The sequence below is a fragment of the Glaciihabitans tibetensis genome (assembly GCF_003003265.1).
In the GTDB taxonomy this organism is placed as follows: domain Bacteria; phylum Actinomycetota; class Actinomycetes; order Actinomycetales; family Microbacteriaceae; genus Glaciihabitans; species Glaciihabitans tibetensis.
The window spans coordinates 1-18,395 of record NZ_PVTL01000001.1; the positions used below are offsets into that span (position 1 = coordinate 1).

Below are 18,395 nucleotides of genomic sequence, written 5' to 3' on the forward strand. Positions count from 1 at the left end.
CGCCAAGGGTTTGTGCGTTCCAGCACGAGTGGAGTTGACCATAAGGACTTCCTGTCTGCCACCAGAAATCCCTCACAACAGGCTGACACAGAGGGTCCAGAAACTGAAGTGTCACGTTGCGTCGGGTCCAAAAACTCACGTGTCTCGTTTGGTCGAAACCAACGAAACAGTTGCGACCAAACAAGTCACCTCGGCGAGGGGGTGGTACTGGGTGTGGCTGCAGTTGCGACTAAACGTGGCACTTCGGCGAGGGGTGGTTCTGGGTGTGGCTGCGGTTGCGACTAAACGTGGCACTTCGGCGAGGGGTGGTTCTGGGTGTGGCTGCGGTTGCGACTAAACCTGGCACTTCAGCAGAGAGTGACGCGGGGCCGAACGGGACACCGCGGCTACAGCTACAGCTACAGCCACTGCTACGGCTATTGCCGCTACGGCTACGGCTACGGCTACGGCTGCTGCTACGGCGTTTCCGTTTCCGTTTCCGTCGGTGCGTCGACGGGGGAGCCGCCCTCCAGGATTTCATCGGGAGTGACGCACGCACGTTCGGACGGAATGATGCTGACGGCGGCGGACAGGTCGGTCAGTGCGGTACTGCCACTGACGTTCTCGCTATTGACCACCACGGCGATGGCCGGGTCGCGCCCGTACGTAATGAAGGTGAAGTTCGGGTCGTCCTCGGGGTCGCGCAGCCAATCGATCCCATCGACGGTGACGCAGGTCAGGCTCGCGGTCGGGTCGGGCACCGCGACGCCGCAGTAGAGAAGCACGTCCGCGGGACTGCCCCAGGCACTGGTGGCCTGCGCGTTGGTATCGCGCTGACCCAGCTCGGCAACATACTCGGGCAGACGCGTGGTGACCTCGGCGCATTCGGGGTTCGCCGCGTCGGTCGCCGGTGTCAGCGGAACGGTCTGCGAGCATCCGGTCAATAAACCAAGGGCCAGCACCGCCAGCGCGGTCAGGCGAAGCGTCGCTCTCATCGCATTCAGACTACCGTGGACACCATGACCACAGCCGACACCCTCGACGGCATCGGGGAGTCGGCGACGCTGGCGCGAATCTTCCCCCGGTTGCCCGCGTCTTCGTTGCAATTGCTCGGCCCCGGTGACGACTGCGCCGTGGTGGCGGCCCCGGACGGACGCTTCGTCGTCACGACCGACATGATGATCCACGGGCCGGACTTTCGCCTCGCCTGGTCGAGCCCGCACGACCTCGGGTGGAAGGCTGCGGCGTCCAACCTCGCCGATGTCGCCGCGATGGGCGCGGTGCCGACCGCGCTTGTCGTAGCGATCGCCGCCCCCGCTACGTCGCCTGTTTCCCTACTTGAGGGCATCTCCGATGGACTTCGCGACGGTCTCGCCGCCCTCGCGCCCGGCTGCGGGGTGGTCGGGGGAGACCTGTCCGTCTCCAACACCCTGACCATCACCGTCACCGCGTTCGGCGACCTCGAGGGGCGCGCTCCCGTGCGGCGCTCCGGCGCGCGGATCGGCGACGTGATTGCTGTCGCGGGGGTTCTTGGCATGGCTGCGGCCGGGCTGCGCCTTCTGTTCGCCGACGCGGTTGTTGGGGGAGAACCGGATGCTACGGCCGCCGCGATCCTGCGTGCGAGGCATCCCGCCCTCATCTCGGCCCAGCTCGCCCCGACACCCCCGATCTTCGCCGGACGAATTGCCGCCCTCGCCGGCGCCACGGCGATGCTCGACCTCAGCGACGGGCTCGCCCTCGACGCGCGACGCATGGCCCGGGCGAGCGGAGTCTCGATCAACCTGGATTCTGGCGCCGTGGGATCTCGCGCGGCGCTCGACGGCGGGGAGGATCACTCGCTGCTCGCCGCGTTTGGCGCGGAGGCCCCGCTGCCCGCGGAGTTTCGGCGGATCGGCGTTGTGCAGGCCGCGGATCCGGGCCACGGACCCGGGGTGCTGGTCGACGGACAGCCGTACGATGCCCTCGGTGGATGGGACCCCTACGCGGGGTGGAATGGAGAAACCGGATGAGTCCGAACCAGCTGGGGCAGGCCGACATCTTCACGGCGATTGGCGATGCGCGTCGCCGCCGCATCCTGGAGTTGCTCGCCGAGAAGGAACGATCGGTCGGGGAGTTGACCATCGAGCTCGGCATCGCGCAGCCCTCGGTGTCGCAGCATCTCGCGGTGTTGCGCGGTGTCGGCGTCGTTGCGGTCGAGAAGCGAGGCACCAGCTCGATCTACCACCTCGAGCGCGACCCGCTCGCCGCCGTCATCGGCTGGATCGCCGCGCTCTGACCCGTTGTTCCGAACCGCGGGGCCCCCTAGAGTCCATCGTGAGTTGGGACACCCGGCGCGGCTGCGTCGTGTGCGAAGGCGCGAGACGAGGAGGAGATCACCATGAGCGGTCAGGTTGTGCACTTCGAAATCCCGGCAGAGAACGTCGACCGGGCGTCAGAGTTTTATCGTTCGGCATTCAGCTGGGACGTGACCCCCGTCAAGGGCATGAATTACTGGGGCCTGACTACCACGCCCCATGATGACGAGGGGTCTCCGTTGGCTCCCGGAGCGATCAACGGCGGATTGTTCGAGCGGGACGCGAAGCTGACCACACCGATTCTCACGATTGACGTGGCCGACATCGATGCCGCGCTGGCGAAAATCGAGGAGCTCGGCGGAGCGACCGTGCAACCGAAGGCGGACGTGCCCGGGATGGGGTTCTCCGCCTACTTCACTGACAGCGAAGGCAACCTCATGGGGTTGTGGCAGAACCTGGAGTAGAGGAGACCGGTTCTAGGACGGACGTAGCCAGAAGAGCGACGTGTCGCCGTAGTCCTTGCGCCGCTCCAGTTCGAGCCCCTCGGGCCAGACGGGAGCGGCGCCGCGGGAGCTGCGTTCGAGCACCACCACCGCATCCTCCGAGAGTCGATGCACCAGGGCGGCAAGGTTCGCTTCAACTTCGGCGTTCGAAAACTCGTAGGGCGGATCGATGAACACGATGTCCCAGGGTTGCCTTGGTGTGTCGAGAAACTGCTGAACCGCCGATCCCGACACGTCGATGGTGAGTTTCGACCCGCGCGGGGCTGCCTTGAGTACCGTCGCCGCGTTTTTTTTGCACGCGGTGGTCGCCGCAGACGCTTTGTCGACGAGGATGACGGATGCCGCTCCGCGGGACGCAGCCTCGAGACCCAGGGCACCGCTGCCGGCGTACAGGTCGACCACGCGGGCGCCGGAGATCACCCCGCGCGCGTCGAGGGAGGAGAAGATCGCCTCGCGCACGCGGTCGCTGGTGGGCCGGGTTCCGGCAGGGGGAACCACGATCGTGAGGGAGCCGGCAAAACCGGAAATGATGCGCGCCATGGTGCTTCAACGGTACCGCTCCGCCATTCCGACAAGTGACGGCGCCTCATGCGCGGAGCCGTTAGTGGCTATTCGACAACGTTTTCGCCCTGCAGCGCCGGAAAGCTCACAATCGGGGGATGGGCATCGTCGACCGTACCGTCAAACCAAGTTTCGCCAAATCACTGTTCCTGGGGCAGGTGGCGAGCGAACTGGTGATGCCCTATCCGAACTTCACCCCGGAGGAAGCGGGGCGGGTGGCGGCCGCGACCACCAGCGCCCGCGAATACCTCGCCGAGAGCTACGACCCGTGGGAGGCCGAGCGTGAGGGGTGGGTCGGCGACCGCGTCATCCGCGAGCTGGGAGAACGGGGGCTCACCGGACTGTTCATCGACGAGCAATACGGCGGCCTCGGGCTGAGCCAGACCGGGTACTGCCGGGTGATGGAGGAATTCGGTCGGGTCGACGCCGCCCTGAGCGTGGTGATGGGCGTGCACCAATCCATCGGGTCCAAGCCGCTCTTTCTCTACGGCACCGACGACCAGAAGGCGCGCTGGCTGCCGGACCTCGCCGCCGGTCGCAAACTCGCCGCGTTCGTGCTGACCGAACCGAACGTGGGATCCGACGCGTTCCACCTCGAGACCTGGGCCGAGCGGCAGTCCGACGGCTCGTGGCTGCTCAACGGCGAGAAACGGTGGATCGGCAACGGGGATCGCGATGTGCTCACGGTCTTCGCCCAGAGCGACCTCGGCCACGTCGCCCTGATCGTGGAGAAGGGCATGGACGGGCTGTCCACCGGACCCCGCTTCGAAACCCTGGGCTTGAAGGCGAACCACCTGCAGCGGGTGCACTTCAAGAACGTGCGGGTGCCGGCCGAGAATCTGCTCGGCGAGCCCGGTGACGGCTTTCGGATTGCCATGAATACCTTGAATAACGGGCGGATGTCGATGGGCACAGCCATTTCGGGTGGCATGAAACAGTTCCTCCAGCTGAGTATCGAGCACACCACGACCCGCCAGCAGTTCGGTCGCCCGCTGATCGACTTCGAACTTGTCGAGGACAAGCTCGCCTGGATGAACACGCAGATCTACGGCCTCGAATCCACCAGCTACCTCACCACCGGACTCGTCGACCGGGGCGTCGCCGACTTCGCGCTGGAGTCCGCGATGACCAAGGTGCGCGCCAGCGACACCGGCTGGTACGCCCTCAACCGGGCGGTGCAGGTTCACGGCGGCGAGGCGTACATGGCCGACCATCCGCTGTCGAAGGCACTGCGCGACTTTCGGATCTTCCCGATCTTCGAGGGCTCCAACGACGTGATGCGCGCCTATGTTGCGCTGAACGGTCTCAAGGCACTCAGCGAGGACCTCCCCGACGTCGCGTCGCTGAAGATCTCCGACCCCGCGAAGTCGCTCGGCATCATCGGTCCGTATATTGCTGGGCGGATGTCGCGGGCCCTCCGCCCCGAGAAGCTGCTTGGTGCCCACGCGGCCGTAGCAAAGCAGGCGACTGCGGTGTCGGAACAGACCGGGCGATTGCGGGACCGAGCAGAGGCGGCACTCCGCAAGCACGGCAAAAACGTGCAGGAAAAGCAGCTCGTGCAGAAGCGGTTGTCGGAAGCAGCCTCGGGCATCTACTCGCAGGTCGCGGTGATCAGCCGCATCTCGGCGGCGCTCAGTCGGGACGGCGTCGCCGCATCAGCCGACGAAAAGACCGTTGCGATCAACTTCTGCAAGAGCGCCGAGCGCGAGGTCGGCCGCCAGCTGCGCGCGCTCGAAATTAACGACGACCGGCACACCCGAATGATCGGCGCGTCGGTGAGAAAGAGCGCGGGGTACTCGTTCAGCCTGTAGGTGGGGGCGCAGTCGCCGGTTATTGGATGCGGTCGCGTAACTCACGCCTGTGGGTGCAGCGGCGCGCGCGTCGGAGGCGGACGATAACCTCAAACGGTGACAACGCCTTTCGACGTCGACCCGCTCGACGTAAAGCTCAGCACCGCGGTGGGTGGACGCACGGCGGCCGCCCTCAGCAAGGGCCTCGGTCTCGAAACGGTGGGCGACCTGCTCACCCACTTTCCCCGCCGGTACGCCCGCCTCGGAGAGTTGACCGCGCTCGCCGAGCTTGAGCTTGACGCGAACGTCACCATCGTCGCCGAGGTATTGCAGGTGGTCGAGCGCACGATGAAGTCGAAGCGCGGCAGCATCGTCGAGGCGAAGATCACCGACGGTAACGGCATCCTGACCCTCACCTTCTTCAACCAGGCGTGGCGCATGAAGGAGCTGAAAGCCGGGGTGCGGGGAATGTTTTCCGGCAAAATCAGCGATTACCGTGGCATGCGCCAGCTGGCCCACCCGAACTACCAACTCTTTGACACCGAGCTGGATGACGCGGGAGTGGCCATCGAGCTGCAGAAGGTTCTCAAACCCATCCCGATCTACCCCGCGACCGCTGCGATGCCGTCCTGGTCGATCCAGGACGCGGTCGGGTTGGTGTTGCACTCGCTCGACACCAACCCCCTCGTCGACCCGGTGCCGCTGGGTGTGCGCGCCGAGAAAAACCTGTTGCCTTTCTCGCGCGCGATCGAACTCATCCACCGCCCGGCGAAAGACGCCGACTGGCTGCAGGCGCGCGACAGCCTGCGCTTCCAGGAGGCGTTCGTGCTGCAGGCGGCGCTGCTGCAACAGCGCGCCCAGTTGCGCCTGGCGACCGCCGTCATCCGCACTCCCGGAGAGATGGCCACCGGATTCGACCGTTCGCTGCCGTTCACTCTGACGAGCGACCAGAAGCAGGTGGGGGAGGAGATCGCCCGCGACCTCGCAACCCTCGCCCCGATGAACCGGCTGCTCCAGGGTGAGGTCGGCTCCGGCAAGACCCTCGTGGCGCTGCGGGCGATGCTCTCGGTCGCGGACTCGGGCGGACAATCGGCGTTGCTTGCGCCCACCGAGGTGCTCGCCGCGCAACACCTGCGGTCAATCGTCGCAACGCTCGGGCCCGATCTCGCCGCCCGGTTGCGCCCCACCCTGCTGACCGGTCAGTTGAGCGCGGCCGAGCGCCGCAAGGCCCTGCTTGCCGCGGTGTCGGGCAGTGCGCACATTGTTATCGGCACCCATGCGCTGCTCGGGGACGCCGTGAACTTCTATGACCTCGGATTGGTAGTCGTCGACGAACAGCACCGGTTCGGGGTCGAGCAGCGCGAGGCGCTGCGGCAAAAGGGCACAACCCCGCCGCACGTTCTCGTTCTGACGGCAACCCCGATCCCGCGCACGGTCGCGATGACCGTCTTCGGTGACCTCGACATTTCGACGATCGCCGAGCTGCCGTCTGGGCGCGTTCCGATTAGGAGTTTTGTCGTTCCCTACGCGAACAAGGTGTTGTTCGGGCGCATCTGGGGACGGGTGGCCGAAGAAATTGGCCAGGGCCGCCAGGCTTTTGTGGTCTGCCCCGCAATCGACGCGAACGTGGTCGAACCCGCAGAGCCGCTCGAGGGCGAGGCCCGAACCGCGGCCGGGGCCGAAACCACGCCAGACAAGTCGGGCACGGCGGGGCCGGCGCAAACCACGGCGGCTGGTGCAACCGCGCGGCCCATCGCGACGGTGACCGACATTACCGAGCGATTGCGCCAGCGCCCAGAGTTGGCGCAGTCCCGCATTGCCTCACTTCACGGGCGGATGTCGAGTGATGAAAAAGACACGATCATGCGTGCCTTCGCCGCGGGGGACATCGACATCCTGGTCGCGACGACGGTGATCGAGGTCGGGGTCGATGTTCCGAACGCCTCCACGATGGTGATCCTCGATGCGGAGCGGTTCGGGGTGTCCCAGCTGCACCAGCTGCGCGGGCGGGTCGGCCGCGGCTCGGTGCCCGGAATGGCGATGTTTGTCACCGGGGCGGAGGAGGAGACTCTCGGGCGCGAGAGAGTCGAGGCCGTGGCATCCACCCTTGATGGCTTTGAATTGGCACAAAAAGACCTCGAACTGCGGCGGGAGGGCAATGTGCTCGGCGTGACGCAATCCGGCGGAAAGTCGAGCCTACGGCTGCTACGCGTCGTCAAAGACGAGGACCTCATCCGCGACGCGCGCGAGGTAGCCGACCGGATCCTTGGGCTCGATCCCACCCTCGACGAGCACCCGGCGCTGCGGGGCGCACTGCGACGACGCCTCGACGAAACAGAAGCCGCGTTCCTCGCTAAGAACTAGGCGCAGAAGGCCTGTCACAAGTCGGTAACGTGCACCCGATAGGGTGAAGCCATGAGCAGGATCGCAGTCGTTCCTGGGTCGTTTGACCCGGTCACTCTTGGACATCTCGACGTGATCGGCCGTGCTGCCGGGCTCTTCGATGAATTGCACGTGCTGGTGGTGCACAACCCCGGCAAAACGGCGATGCTTCCGGTTCCCCAACGGGTGTCGCTCATCCAGGAGTCGGTGGCTGAGGCGGGTTTGCCCGGCACCATTCTGGTGACCAGCTGGAGCGTCGGGCTGCTGGTCGACTACTGCACCGAGGTCGGCGCCAGCGTCATCATCAAGGGCATTCGATCTCAGGTGGATGTCGCGTACGAAACACCCATGGCGTTGGTCAACCGCAACCTCGCGGCCGTGGAGACGGTGTTTCTGCTGCCCAACCCCGCGAACGCCTACGTGTCGAGTTCGCTCGTGCGCCAGGTTGCCGCGCTCGGGGGCGATGTCGCGCCCTACGTACCCCGCGCGGTGGTGGACTTCCTTAAGCGAGACTTGTAAACATGCTTCCTCTCAAACTTGGTTATAAAGCTTCAGCCGAGCAGTTTGCGCCGCGCGAACTCGTCGAGATTGCGGTTGCCGCCGAGCAGCACGGCTTCGAGTCCGTCGCGGTGAGCGACCACTTCCAGCCCTGGCGGCACACCGGGGGGCACGCGCCGTTCTCGCTCGCCTGGATGGCCGCGGTGGGGGAGCGCACGTCGACGATCCAGATCGGCACCTCGGTGATGACCCCGACGTTCCGCTACAACCCGGCGGTCATAGCGCAGGCCTTCGCCACGCTCGGCTGCCTCTACCCCGGGCGAATCATGCTCGGCGTCGGCACGGGTGAGGCGCTCAACGAGATCGCCACCGGATTCCGTGGCGCGGGCGAACAGGACTGGCCCGAGTTCAAGGAGCGCTACGCGCGCCTGCGCGAAGCGATTGCGTTGATGCGCGCGCTCTGGAGCGAAGACCGGGTCAACTTTGAGGGCGAGTACTACTCCACCCACGATGCGAGCATCTACGACCGCCCGGAGGGCGGCATCCCCGTCTATATCGCCGCAGGGGGACCCTTGGTCGCCGGGTACGCCGGACGCGCGGGGGACGGCTTCATCTGCACCTCCGGCAAGGGAATGGACCTGTATACGGAGAAACTGCTGCCCGCGGTCGCCGCGGGAGCCGAGAAGGTCGGACGCGACGTCGGCGAGATCGACCACATGATCGAGATCAAACTCTCCTACGACCCCGACCCGGAGCTGGCTCTCGAGAACACCCGGTTCTGGGCGCCCCTGTCGCTGTCGAAGGAACAGAAGCACGACATCACCGACCCGTCCGAGATGGAGAAGGCAGCCGACGCGCTGCCCATCGAGCAGGTCGCTCAGCGCTGGATCGTCGGGTCGGATCCCGACGAGACCGTCGCGCGTATCGGTGAATACATCGACGCCGGATTCAACCACCTCGTGTTTCACGCTCCCGGGCACGACCAGGCCCGGTTTATGACCGCGTTCGAGAACGACCTCGCCCCGCGACTGCGCGCGCGCGGGTAGCGATGAGCCCATTCTCCATCGGGTATGCGGCGATGCTCGAACAGTTCCACCCCACCGAGGCCGTGGCGCTGAGCGCCTACGCCGAGAGCCGCGGGTTCTCCGGCGTCATGGCGACCGATCACTTTCAGCCCTGGGTTCCGCAACAGGGCGAGAGCTCCTTCGTCTGGAACGTGCTGGCGGCTCTCGGAGAGCGCACCACCGGCGACATCGGCCCGGGGGTGACCGCACCGACGTTCCGCTGGCATCCGGCGATGGTCGCGCAGGCATCGGCCACGCTCGCCGCCATGTACCCGGGACGGCATTGGCTCGGGCTCGGCTCGGGCGAGGCGTTGAACGAGCACGTGGTCGGACAGTACTGGCCCGAGGCGCCGGAACGCATCAACCGCCTGTTCGAGGCCATCGACATCATCAAAAAGCTCTTCGCTGCGTCCCTCGCGGGCAAGGACACCAAACACGCCGGTCAGTTCTACAAGCTCGAATCCACCCGTCTGTGGACTATGCCGGCGGTGCCGCCCGAGATTCTCGTCGCGACCGCCGGGCCCGTGACCGCCCGGCGAGCGGGCAAAAGCGCGGACGGCCTGATCACCGTGGCGGCCCCGCTGGAGAAAATCAGCGGCCTGTTTGCGCGTTTCGCCGAGGGCGCGCGGGAGGCGGGCAAGGATCCGTCACGCATGCCGAAGGTGCTGCAGCTGCACCTCAGCTGGGCTCCCACCGCGGAGGAGGCGATGCGCAACGCGTTGGTCGAGTGGCCGAACGGCGCGATGCGCTTTCCCAAAAGCGACATCCGCTCTCCCTACGAGCTTGAACAGATCGCAAAACTGGTGCGCCCCGAGGATTTCGACGGGCGGATGGTGATCGATGACGATCCCGATGTGCACCGCGAGCACATCCAGCGCTACCTCGATCTTGGTTTCGATCGCATCTACCTGCACAACGTGGGGCGCAACCAGCGCGAGTTCATCGACGTCTTCTCCCGCGACGTTCTGCCGAAACTGAGGCGTTAGTGCTCACCGTTTTTGCCATCCCCGGAATCGGCGAGATCACCGAGGGTGACGACCTCGCGGCGATCATCGGCGACGCGCTGGTCGCTGCCCATCCGTCCACCTCCCGGCCCGGTGTGGCGGTCGCTGTTCTCGAAGAGGGTGACATCCTCGCCGTGACGTCCAAAATCGTCAGCAAGGCGGAGGGGAGGATGATCCGTGCCGCAGATCGGGAACAAGCGATCACCGACGAGACCGTGCGCGTCGTCGCCAGCCGGGTGCATCCCGGTGGCGTGACCCGTATCGTCGAGAATCGCCTGGGCATCGTCGCCGCCGCGGCCGGGGTTGACGCGAGCAACACCCCGGAGGGCACGGTACTGCTGCTGCCCGTGGACCCGGATGCCTCGGCCGCTCGTCTGCGGCAAGCTCTGCAGTCGCGGTTCGGAGTGAAACTCGGCATTGTGATCACCGACACGCTCGGGCGTGCCTGGCGGGAAGGTCAGACCGACGCGGCCATCGGAGGTAGCGGCGTGCGGCTCATCGACGACCTGCGGGGAACCCACGACACGCAGGGGCGCGTGCTCGACGTGACCGCACCGGCGGTCGGCGATGAGATCGCGGCCGCAGCGGACCTCGTCAAGCGCAAGAGCGACGGGCTTCCTGTCGCGGTGGTGCGGGGACTCGGGCACCTGCTCGACACAGACGCGCCCGGCGCCCGGATTCTCAACCGCAACGGACCGACGGACATGTTCCGTCTGGGCACCGCGGAGGCCTGGCAGGAGGGGTACGCGGCGGGGGTGGCCGCTGCTGCTGGCGAGAACCACACATCAACGCGATGACCGGGTGGATCGTGGTGATCCCGGTGAAGGGCACCGAGCTGGCGAAGTCCCGGCTGGAGGTATCGCGCGAGACGCGCAGCGCACTCGCGCTCGCCTTTGCCCTCGACACCGTGCGGGCCGTCCTGGCAGCGGAGCAGGTGGCGGAGGTGCTCGTGGTCACCGCCTCGGAGGTTGTCGACAGCGCCGTCCGAGCCCTTGGAGCGGGGTCGATGCGTGAGTCGGATGCCGCGGGGCTGAACCGGTCGATAGAACAGGCGATCGCTGTGGCCGAGCGAAACAACCCGGGGGCCCCGGTCGCGGTGCTGCTGGGCGACCTCCCGGCTCTGCAACCGCAAGACCTCGACGCCGCGCTGGTCGCCGCAGCCGCGCACCCGCGCGCGATGGTGGCCGACGCGGCGGGCGTCGGCACGGTCCTGCTGTGCGCGCGGGATGTCGGCACCCACGCCGTTCGCTTCGGCGGACGTTCCCGTGCTGCTCACCTCGCCGAGGGTTATGTCGAGCTTGCTGTCGACGTGCGCTCGGGCCTCCGCCGCGACATCGACACCGTCGAAGACCTGACTGCGGCGCGCGCCCTGCCGCTCGGCGCCGAGACCCGTCGCGTGCTCGAGCGGCACGCGATCGCCGGTTCTGCCAACCCGACGGGCGCCAGCACCGGTTCTGCCATCCCGAAAGGCGCCAGCGCCGGTTCTGCCATCCCGAAGGGCGCTACGCCGAGCAGCTGATCCCGCGATCCTCGCGGTTCTCCGCTACGGCTGTGGGCCACGCCCGATGATGCCTTGCTTCCCCGCGTCCTTGCCGTGTTCGTCCTCGAAAGACTCGGTATCCCGGCGGGCGCGACGGAGGGTGCGGACGCTCACAGCGCTGATGAACACCCACCCGGCGGCAAGAACAAAACTGACCGGGTCGAACTCCCGCAGAATCGAGCCCACCGCCCACACGACGGCGAGACCGGCTCCGCCCCAGACGCCAAACAAGGCGCGAGTCCGCGCGCGATCGAGAGCCATTCGTTGCTGGATGAGTGACGCCACGTGCCCCGCCTCCCGGTTTTCGCCTCCGGTTCCTGCCGCCTGATCCAGTCCGTTCCTTCCATGAGCATAAATCAACGGGCGGGCGCTGTGGTGGTGGGAATGGCAAACGTCCCCGAGCTGTTGAAAGAATAGACATACCGCCCCATCACCACTATCCCGCGCTGTCGAGGGACCACACGCATCACGGGAGACACGATGACGATTCTGCGCTGGCTATTCGACGCCCAGCTGGTCATCGGCGACCAGACAGTGTTGTGGCGCGAGATCATCGGTAACGTGTTCGGTCTGTTGAGCGCGCTCGGCGGAATGCGCCGCAGGGCGTGGGCGTGGCCGGTCGGCATCGTGGGCAACGCGCTGCTGCTTACCGTCTTCCTCGGCGCGGTCTTCGACACACCCAACCCGGTCAACCTGCTTGGGCAGGCCAGCCGCCAGGTGATGTTTATTGCCGTGTCGATCTACGGATGGCGAGCCTGGACCCGCAGCAAAGGCAACGAGGGCAAAGCGGTCGAGCCGCAGTGGGCGGGTATGCGCACCCGCGTGGTTCTCATCATCGCCCTGGTCGCGGGCACCGCGGTGCTGACGCCGATCTTCCGCGCACTCGGATCCTACGAGCCGGTCTGGGCCGACGCCTGGATCTTTATGGGATCCCTCCTCGCCACCTACGGCATGGCCAAGGGGTGGGTCGAGTTCTGGTTGATTTGGGTGGCGGTGGATGTCGTGGGTGTGCCCCTTCTGCTGGGCGCCGGCTATTACGCCTCCGCTTTTATGTACATCTTCTACGGTGCCTTCACCCTCACCGGCTTCTTCGTCTGGGCGCGAACGCGTCGACGCGCGAACACGATCGCCTCTATTCCCGAGGTGCACACCGTCGGCTAACCGGGCGCGTCTATTCCCGAGGTGCACGGCGCCGGCTAATCCGAGTGGCCAGTTCGCGTTGGTGCAGTCCGCCGAGGGGACAGCTCCCGTGGGTGAGCCACCATCGAGCGGTCAGTCCCGACGCGATCCGGGCCGAGAATTTCCCACGCCTGTCCTGTGGATATTGGTGGATGTCGGGTTCTGTCCTGTCGAGCGTGCGCAGCATCGACTGCTGTCCACTCGGCGTCGCGGTGGCCGGAATTGCTTGCGTGTGAGCGCCGAAGCGCGAACACGATCGCGTCTATCCCCGAGGTGCACAGCATTGGCTGACCCGGCTAGCCTCGGCTGAACCGGCGAGCGTTGGCTGACCCGTCGAACCTAGAGACTCCGAACCCGGGTCGCGGCGTCCATTGCGTCGGCGGCGAGTTGCTTCGCCGTGGGCACGTCTCGCATCCACAGGGGTACGACTGTGGTGGCGATGCCCGCCGCCTCCACGTGGCTCGCGACCGCGGCATCCGCTTCGTCAATCAACCACGCGTCGAGAAGCCCGCCGGCGGCCCTGCTGCCGTAGTGCACAGCCACCGAGTCGGCCGCTGTGGCCACGCCGATGGTCTGGAGGCAGGCGTCGGCCATTCCCCGCACGACGGACCCGTTGATGATGGGGGACACTCCCACGACGGGAGCGGATGTCGCCGCCAGCGCCGCACGAATGCCGGGGATGCCCAGAATGGTGCCGATCGACACCACCGGGTTCGACGGGGCGACGAGTACAACGTCGGCGGCCGCGATCGCGTCGAGCACGCCGGGAGCCGGCGTCGACCGCTCCACATCGAGTTGGCGGAACTCGCGCGCCGGGATGGATGCGCGGTGGCGCGTCCACCACTCCTGAAAGTGCATTTCCGTGCCGTCGATGTCGCTGACCACGTGGGTTTCGACCTCGTCATCGGTCATCGGCAGCAGCCGCACGCCGATGTCCCAGCGCTGCAGAATGCGCTCGGTGGCGGCGCTCAGACTCATTCCCGACCGCAAGAAGTGGGTTCGAGCGAGGTGTGTGCCGATGTCGAGGTCGCCCAGGGTGAACCACGGCCAGCCCACACCATACGCCTTGAGCTCTCCGCTGACTCGCTCGGTTTCGCCGACACGGCCCCAGCCGCGCTCCTCGTCGTTCGCTCCCGCGAGCGTGTACATGATCGAGTCGAGGTCGGGAGTGATCCGCAGCCCGGTGAGCCACATGTCGTCGCCGGTGTTCACGATCGCGGTGATGTGCGCGGTGCTGCCTCCCGCGCCATCCGGGTGCGTCTGCCTGGCCCACGCTCGAACGCCGCGCAGGAAGCGGGCGCCGCCCACCCCACCGGAAAGTACTGTGATGTGTGTCATATCGTTTTCAGGTTATCCGGTTCCGGGCGCCGCCTGAAGGAACAACGACATGCCATGCGCGCCGGGTGCTGAGACTAGAACAGTGTCGGTGGGATCCTGTTCGGCGGAACTAAGCCGGTAAGGGTCACCCGCACCCCGACCACGCGAGGCAACGTCTGCTGTGTGAGTAGATCACGGCTGACGGCCGCCCAATAATTCAGATCAGAGGTTGGATCTGGTGCCTGGTGCTTGAGCACGATGACTGGGCCGACTGCTTCGGACTTCACAGTGAGGGAGAGTCCGGCCGCGGCCAGTCCGGCGCGCTCGGCGCGCCGGCACACTCGGAGGGTGCACGCGGCGACCAGCTCAGTGGGAGTCCAATCTGGCCTTGCGAACCCGGTGATTGACCCTTCAGACGATAAGGACGTCCTTCCCTCAACCGGGTGCAGAGTTGCCTCGTCGGTACCCTCACGGATGCGCTGCAGTCGGCTGGACATCGTGGTCCCGCAGACTCGCTTTAGCTCATCGGGGGAGATGCGGTCGAGATCGTGAAGACGATGGACGCCAATTAGCCGCAATCGTTCCTTTGTGTGTGCCCCAATTCCCCATACATCACCCACGGGCAGACTGCTCCTCAATTCCGCCTCCCGTTGTGCATCGATAACGTACAGCCCATCGGGTTTTGCTGCTCGGGACGCCAGCTTTGCCATCAGCTTCGTTCTTCCGATGCCCACACTCACCGGCAACCCCAGCTCAACCATCGCCCTGCGTCGAATAGTGCGGGCGAGTTCCACGGCCGCGCCGACGTCTGAGGTGCCGGGGTCAAGGAACCCCTCCTCCATGGAGCCAGGCTCCACTGTGTGCGCGCTTTGGTGGAAGATGTCAAAGAGAGCGTCGCTGGCTTCTTCGACCTCAGTTCGGGGAACGTCTATCACGACAAGCTCGGGGCAGATGCGCAGCGCCTCGTGCACAAGCATCCCGCCGCGGACGCCGCGCGCCCGCGCGGGGTAGTTAGGACTCGCCACGAAGACGTGGGCGCTCACGGCGACAGGAACCGGCACAAGGTCCGGACGCCGGCGCAAGACCACCGAGGCGAAGAAGGAGTCTGCGTCCGCGTGCAGAAGCACCATCAAGATCCTCCTCATCTTCTGTGTTTACGCCAAAGGTGCGCGGGGTGCGGATTGGACGAGCCTTCATCGCGCCAAGCGTCAGCCACCGCGATGAAAGTGAGACGCAATTGGGTGATGGTTTGACACGGCATTATGCGGAAAGTCGTGCTCATCGCCGGTGGCCAATTCTTGTTAATTTAGCGGGTTCCCGGCCTAATACTCGGCACAGTACTATGCCGCGGGCGGGGGTGGTGGATGAGGAAAGAATCCGTAGCGAAGTGAACTCGACGCCGACTTGCTGAGTTCGATTTCCTGAAGCCCTTCGCCCTGGGAGGCCGACGGATTCACGTTCTCCATCACGATGACTTGCACATTTGATGCGAGGTCTTCGAAGGACGCGTAGAAGCGTGCGGAGAAGTTTGGCGGGTCTATAGAGGGAGGATCTGACGACGAGGTAGTGCAAGCTCTAGTCGATGGAGCAGTATCAGGATTTATGAGGGGTCTCGTCGGCGGACTTGCCGTCGACGGTATTTCGAAGATCGTAAGAGCAAGGACGTAAGGAGATAGGGGAATGAGAGCCACTGTGATGGGCCGAAAAATATGACAATCTCCCTAGCGTCCAGTCAGGGCCCGGAACGCTGGGCGCCCCGTAATGGGGCGCGGCTCGAGCGAATATCAGCGTATTGACAGGCGCCGCATAGGGTCGACTCTGGCAGACTCGGCTAGGTGAACTCTTTTCCCGCCAAGTTCGAGCGGGGGCATGCCGACGTCGCGTTGGCCAGCGCCCTCCCCATGCCCGAGGACGAGTTCCTCGGGGCCGCGCACCAAATTCTCGCGGCCATTGAAACCGTCATTGACGGAAAGCGGGAAGCGGTCGAGATCGCCCTCACCGTTCTCCTCGCGGAGGGGCACCTGCTCATTGAGGATGTCCCCGGTGTGGGCAAGACGATGCTCGCGCGGGCGCTGGCCCGCAGTGTCGACTGCTCGGTCTCGCGCATCCAGTTCACCCCCGACCTGCTGCCCTCCGACATCACCGGGGTGTCGGTCTTCAACCAGTCCGACCGCGAGTTCGAGTTCAAGCCCGGCCCGGTGTTTGCCAACATCGTGATCGGTGATGAAATCAACCGCGCCTCGCCCAAGACCCAGTCGGCACTGCTCGAGTCGATGGAGGAGCGCCAGGTGACCGTCGACGGTAAAACGTACGAGCTGGCCCGACCGTTTACGGTCGTCGCAACGCAGAACCCGATCGAGATGGAAGGCACCTACGCGCTCCCCGAAGCGCAGCGTGACCGCTTTATGGCCCGAATCTCGATGGGCTACCCCGATCCCGCCGCCGAACTCGCGATGCTGCGCACGCGGGCGACCTCCAGCCCGCTGGACGCGATCTCACCCGTCGTGGGCAACGCCGAACTCGAGTCGATGATCGCGACGACCCGCAATGTCTTCGCCAGCCCCGTGATCGAGCAGTACGCCGTCAGCATCTCGCAGGCCACGCGCCGCGATCCCGACCTCCGCCTCGGAGCGAGCCCCCGGGCGACGCTGCAGCTGGTGCGCGCGGCCAAGACCCGCGCGGCACTTGATGGTCGTGCCTTCGTTCTGCCCGATGACATCATCGCGCTGGCTATTCCCGTGCTGGGCCACCGGCTCATCGCAGCGGGCCGGGCCGGCGCGACCATCGGCGGATACTCCGGCGCGACCGTCGCCCAGATCATCACGCGGATCGTCGCGGACACCCCGGTTCCGCTGACCTCCCGCGGTGTGCTGTAGCCAACGTGGCATCCTCTTTCACCAAGAAAAACACGCCTCCCTCGGTGGGGCGGGGCACATCGCACCTCACCCGCCGGGGCTGGGGCCTGCTGTTTAGTGCCCTGTTCTGCGTCATCGTCGGGTACGGAGCCGGCCTGATGGAGCTGCTGTACGCGGCATGTTTTCTGGGTGTGCTGCCGTTCGCGAGTTTGATTTTGGTACGGATGCGACGTCGCCGACTGTCGGTGACCCGCACCTTCGCACCCAAAGTAGCCTCCGCCGGGGCTCCTGTCCTGGTCGAGATCGAGCTGCGCAATCTGTCTGCTGGCGCGAGCAGCCCGGCGAGCTGGGCCGACCACATCCCGTGGTACCCGGGCACCGCGGGCCCCGGATTTCTCCCGGTTCTCTCCGGAGCCCTCCCGGGTTACGCCAATCCCGCCGCCGCAACCCGGGTGCGCTACACGCTCCGCCCCGGCACGCGCGGAGTATTTCCGATCGGCCCCCTCGCTATCGAGTACGGCGATCCCTTCGGACTGGCCGCCGGCAGCGCTTCCCTTGGCGGGGTCCAGCAACTGTCCGTCGTGCCCGCGGTGGTCCCCTTCGGGACTGACGGCCCGTCGATCGTCTCGGGCGACGGGTCGGCGAGGCTGGTGCAGCGGCGGTCCTCCGGCAGCGACGACGACCTCATCACCCGCGAATATCGCAGCGGAGACGCACTCCGGCGGGTGCATTGGCGCGCGTCGGCCCGCCACGGCGAGCTGATGGTGCGCCAGGAAGAGCAGCACACCTTCCCCGAGGCGCGCGTGCTCATCGACACTCGGGAAGACGGCTACGGCGACGCCTGGGCCGATCTCGGCGGTGAAGAAAGCGGAAGCGGATCGTTCGAGTGGGCCGTGCGCATGGTCGCCAGCCTCGGGGTACACCTGCACGCTGCCGGATTCCAGGTGCACCTGCTCGAGACCGCGTCTGCCCAGATTGCCCCGCTCGGTGAAACCAACCAGGGCCAGGGCCAGGAACTCGAATTTCTCCTCAGCCTCGCGGCGATCCGCCGCAGCGAAGAGCACGGCCGGCACTTCGGGGGCATTACCTCGGCCTCCACCTCGGCACCCACTTCGGCGTTCACTCGCCCGCCCGCAGCAATCCCGACGAGCATGCCCGATATTGCGCCGCGCGCCGAAGGCGCTGCTGGCCCCATTTTCGCCGTGGTTGCGGAACCGTCCGACGACACGCTGCGCTGGATCGTCGCCCAGCGGCGCACCCATGAACTCGGCGTCGCCTTTGTCGTCGGACGCCGCGCGACCCTCGCTTTCGAGACCCTTGCCGAATCGGGATGGGTGTGTGTGCCCGTGCGGGAGACGGATGATCCGGCGCTGGTGTGGGCCAGCATCTCCCGGTTCGCGGGACAGAGCGGGGGCGGCGCGCGATGAGT

The 18,395-nt window shown here is 66.1% G+C and carries 18 protein-coding genes; 13 read left to right on the forward strand and 5 right to left on the reverse strand.

Annotated elements, in window-relative coordinates:
- Positions 1-455: 455 nt before the first annotated feature.
- Positions 456-974, reverse strand: coding sequence for a DUF3515 family protein (locus tag B0I08_RS00005; protein ID WP_106208599.1), 519 nt, complete (start codon positions 972-974; stop codon positions 456-458).
- Between the two features lie 24 nt (positions 975-998).
- Here B0I08_RS00005 and thiL point away from each other — a divergent pair, with 24 nt between their 5' ends.
- The 3 genes from thiL to B0I08_RS00020 all read left to right on the forward strand — a co-directional run bounded on the left by thiL (position 999) and on the right by B0I08_RS00020 (position 2,737).
- Entirely contained in the window at positions 999-1,988 is a 990-nt protein-coding gene (thiL, locus tag B0I08_RS00010) for a thiamine-phosphate kinase (protein WP_106209897.1), read from the forward strand.
- The gene (locus tag B0I08_RS00015) at positions 1,985-2,254 is read left to right on the forward strand and encodes an ArsR/SmtB family transcription factor (protein WP_106208602.1); all 270 of its coding nucleotides are present in this window, start codon (positions 1,985-1,987) and stop codon (positions 2,252-2,254) included. Before thiL ends, B0I08_RS00015 begins: the two co-directional genes overlap by 4 nt.
- Before the next feature lie 102 nt (positions 2,255-2,356).
- The gene (locus tag B0I08_RS00020) at positions 2,357-2,737 is read left to right on the forward strand and encodes a VOC family protein (protein ID WP_106208605.1); all 381 of its coding nucleotides are present in this window, start codon (positions 2,357-2,359) and stop codon (positions 2,735-2,737) included.
- Positions 2,738-2,749: 12 nt separating this feature from the next.
- Here the strand turns inward: B0I08_RS00020 and rsmD are convergent, their stop codons facing one another.
- Complete coding sequence (rsmD, locus tag B0I08_RS00025; protein WP_106208607.1) at positions 2,750-3,316, reverse strand: 16S rRNA (guanine(966)-N(2))-methyltransferase RsmD; 567 nt, start codon at positions 3,314-3,316, stop codon at positions 2,750-2,752.
- 119 nt (positions 3,317-3,435) lie between these two features.
- Here rsmD and B0I08_RS00030 point away from each other — a divergent pair, with 119 nt between their 5' ends.
- The 7 genes from B0I08_RS00030 (at position 3,436) to cofC (ending at position 11,594) form a co-directional block, all read left to right on the forward strand.
- Positions 3,436-5,148, forward strand: a complete 1,713-nt coding sequence (locus B0I08_RS00030; RefSeq protein ID WP_106208609.1) for an acyl-CoA dehydrogenase family protein — start codon at positions 3,436-3,438, stop codon at positions 5,146-5,148.
- Between the two features lie 96 nt (positions 5,149-5,244).
- Positions 5,245-7,491, forward strand: a complete 2,247-nt coding sequence (locus tag B0I08_RS00035; RefSeq protein WP_106208611.1) for an ATP-dependent DNA helicase RecG — start codon at positions 5,245-5,247, stop codon at positions 7,489-7,491.
- A 51-nt stretch (positions 7,492-7,542) separates the two neighbouring features.
- Positions 7,543-8,028: a pantetheine-phosphate adenylyltransferase gene (coaD, locus tag B0I08_RS00040; RefSeq protein WP_106208613.1), complete on the forward strand. Its 486-nt coding sequence runs from the start codon at positions 7,543-7,545 to the stop codon at positions 8,026-8,028.
- Positions 8,029-8,030: 2 nt separating this feature from the next.
- Positions 8,031-9,053: a glucose-6-phosphate dehydrogenase (coenzyme-F420) gene (gene fgd / locus B0I08_RS00045; protein ID WP_106208615.1), complete on the forward strand. Its 1,023-nt coding sequence runs from the start codon at positions 8,031-8,033 to the stop codon at positions 9,051-9,053.
- A gap of 2 nt (positions 9,054-9,055) precedes the next feature.
- Positions 9,056-10,057, forward strand: coding sequence for a TIGR03557 family F420-dependent LLM class oxidoreductase (locus tag B0I08_RS00050; RefSeq protein ID WP_106208617.1), 1,002 nt, complete (start codon positions 9,056-9,058; stop codon positions 10,055-10,057).
- Entirely contained in the window at positions 10,057-10,872 is an 816-nt protein-coding gene (gene cofE, locus B0I08_RS00055; protein ID WP_106208619.1) for a coenzyme F420-0:L-glutamate ligase, read from the forward strand. Before B0I08_RS00050 ends, cofE begins: the two co-directional genes overlap by 1 nt.
- On the forward strand, positions 10,869-11,594 hold the full coding sequence (gene cofC, locus B0I08_RS00060; RefSeq protein WP_106208621.1) for a 2-phospho-L-lactate guanylyltransferase: 726 nt from the start codon (positions 10,869-10,871) through the stop codon (positions 11,592-11,594). The genes cofE and cofC overlap by 4 nt, the downstream gene beginning before the upstream one ends.
- 24 nt (positions 11,595-11,618) lie before the next feature.
- Here the strand turns inward: cofC and B0I08_RS00065 are convergent, their stop codons facing one another.
- On the reverse strand, positions 11,619-11,900 hold the full coding sequence (locus B0I08_RS00065) for a hypothetical protein (protein ID WP_106208623.1): 282 nt from the start codon (positions 11,898-11,900) through the stop codon (positions 11,619-11,621).
- Between the two features lie 195 nt (positions 11,901-12,095).
- On the opposite strand from B0I08_RS00065, the gene pnuC reads away from it, so the two are divergent.
- Positions 12,096-12,776, forward strand: coding sequence for a nicotinamide riboside transporter PnuC (pnuC, locus tag B0I08_RS00070; protein WP_106208625.1), 681 nt, complete (start codon positions 12,096-12,098; stop codon positions 12,774-12,776).
- Positions 12,777-13,133: 357 nt separating this feature from the next.
- Here pnuC and cofD read toward each other — a convergent pair whose 3' ends face one another.
- Together cofD and B0I08_RS00080 are read right to left on the reverse strand one after the other, a co-directional pair.
- Entirely contained in the window at positions 13,134-14,132 is a 999-nt protein-coding gene (gene cofD / locus B0I08_RS00075; RefSeq protein ID WP_106208627.1) for a 2-phospho-L-lactate transferase, read from the reverse strand.
- A gap of 74 nt (positions 14,133-14,206) precedes the next feature.
- Entirely contained in the window at positions 14,207-15,256 is a 1,050-nt protein-coding gene (locus tag B0I08_RS00080) for a Y-family DNA polymerase (protein WP_106208629.1), read from the reverse strand.
- A gap of 756 nt (positions 15,257-16,012) precedes the next feature.
- Between B0I08_RS00080 and B0I08_RS00085 the strand changes: the two genes are divergently transcribed.
- The gene (locus B0I08_RS00085) at positions 16,013-16,987 is read left to right on the forward strand and encodes an AAA family ATPase (RefSeq protein ID WP_106209899.1); all 975 of its coding nucleotides are present in this window, start codon (positions 16,013-16,015) and stop codon (positions 16,985-16,987) included.
- Between the two features lie 5 nt (positions 16,988-16,992).
- Positions 16,993-18,393 (forward strand): DUF58 domain-containing protein, encoded by a 1,401-nt coding sequence (locus tag B0I08_RS00090; RefSeq protein ID WP_146134278.1) that lies wholly within the window; start codon positions 16,993-16,995, stop codon positions 18,391-18,393.
- Positions 18,394-18,395: the final 2 nt, after the last annotated feature.

Excerpts from the sequence above, each read along its gene's own strand:
- B0I08_RS00085 (WP_106209899.1), top strand. The coding sequence starts at position 16,013 with ATGCCCGAGGACGAGTTCCTCGGGGCCGCGCACCAAATTCTCGCGGCC.
- B0I08_RS00030 (WP_106208609.1), top strand. The coding sequence starts at position 3,436 with ATGGGCATCGTCGACCGTACCGTCAAACCAAGTTTCGCCAAATCACTG.
- coaD (WP_106208613.1), top strand. The coding sequence starts at position 7,543 with ATGAGCAGGATCGCAGTCGTTCCTGGGTCGTTTGACCCGGTCACTCTT.
- thiL (WP_106209897.1), top strand. The coding sequence starts at position 999 with ATGACCACAGCCGACACCCTCGACGGCATCGGGGAGTCGGCGACGCTG.
- pnuC (WP_106208625.1), top strand. The coding sequence starts at position 12,096 with ATGACGATTCTGCGCTGGCTATTCGACGCCCAGCTGGTCATCGGCGAC.
- B0I08_RS00080 (WP_106208629.1), bottom strand. The coding sequence starts at position 15,256 with ATGAGGAGGATCTTGATGGTGCTTCTGCACGCGGACGCAGACTCCTTC.
- rsmD (WP_106208607.1), bottom strand. The coding sequence starts at position 3,316 with ATGGCGCGCATCATTTCCGGTTTTGCCGGCTCCCTCACGATCGTGGTT.
- B0I08_RS00050 (WP_106208617.1), top strand. The coding sequence starts at position 9,056 with ATGAGCCCATTCTCCATCGGGTATGCGGCGATGCTCGAACAGTTCCAC.
- B0I08_RS00015 (WP_106208602.1), top strand. The coding sequence starts at position 1,985 with ATGAGTCCGAACCAGCTGGGGCAGGCCGACATCTTCACGGCGATTGGC.
- fgd (WP_106208615.1), top strand. The coding sequence starts at position 8,031 with ATGCTTCCTCTCAAACTTGGTTATAAAGCTTCAGCCGAGCAGTTTGCG.
- cofD (WP_106208627.1), bottom strand. The coding sequence starts at position 14,132 with ATGACACACATCACAGTACTTTCCGGTGGGGTGGGCGGCGCCCGCTTC.
- B0I08_RS00005 (WP_106208599.1), bottom strand. The coding sequence starts at position 974 with ATGAGAGCGACGCTTCGCCTGACCGCGCTGGCGGTGCTGGCCCTTGGT.
- B0I08_RS00020 (WP_106208605.1), top strand. The coding sequence starts at position 2,357 with ATGAGCGGTCAGGTTGTGCACTTCGAAATCCCGGCAGAGAACGTCGAC.
- cofC (WP_106208621.1), top strand. The coding sequence starts at position 10,869 with ATGACCGGGTGGATCGTGGTGATCCCGGTGAAGGGCACCGAGCTGGCG.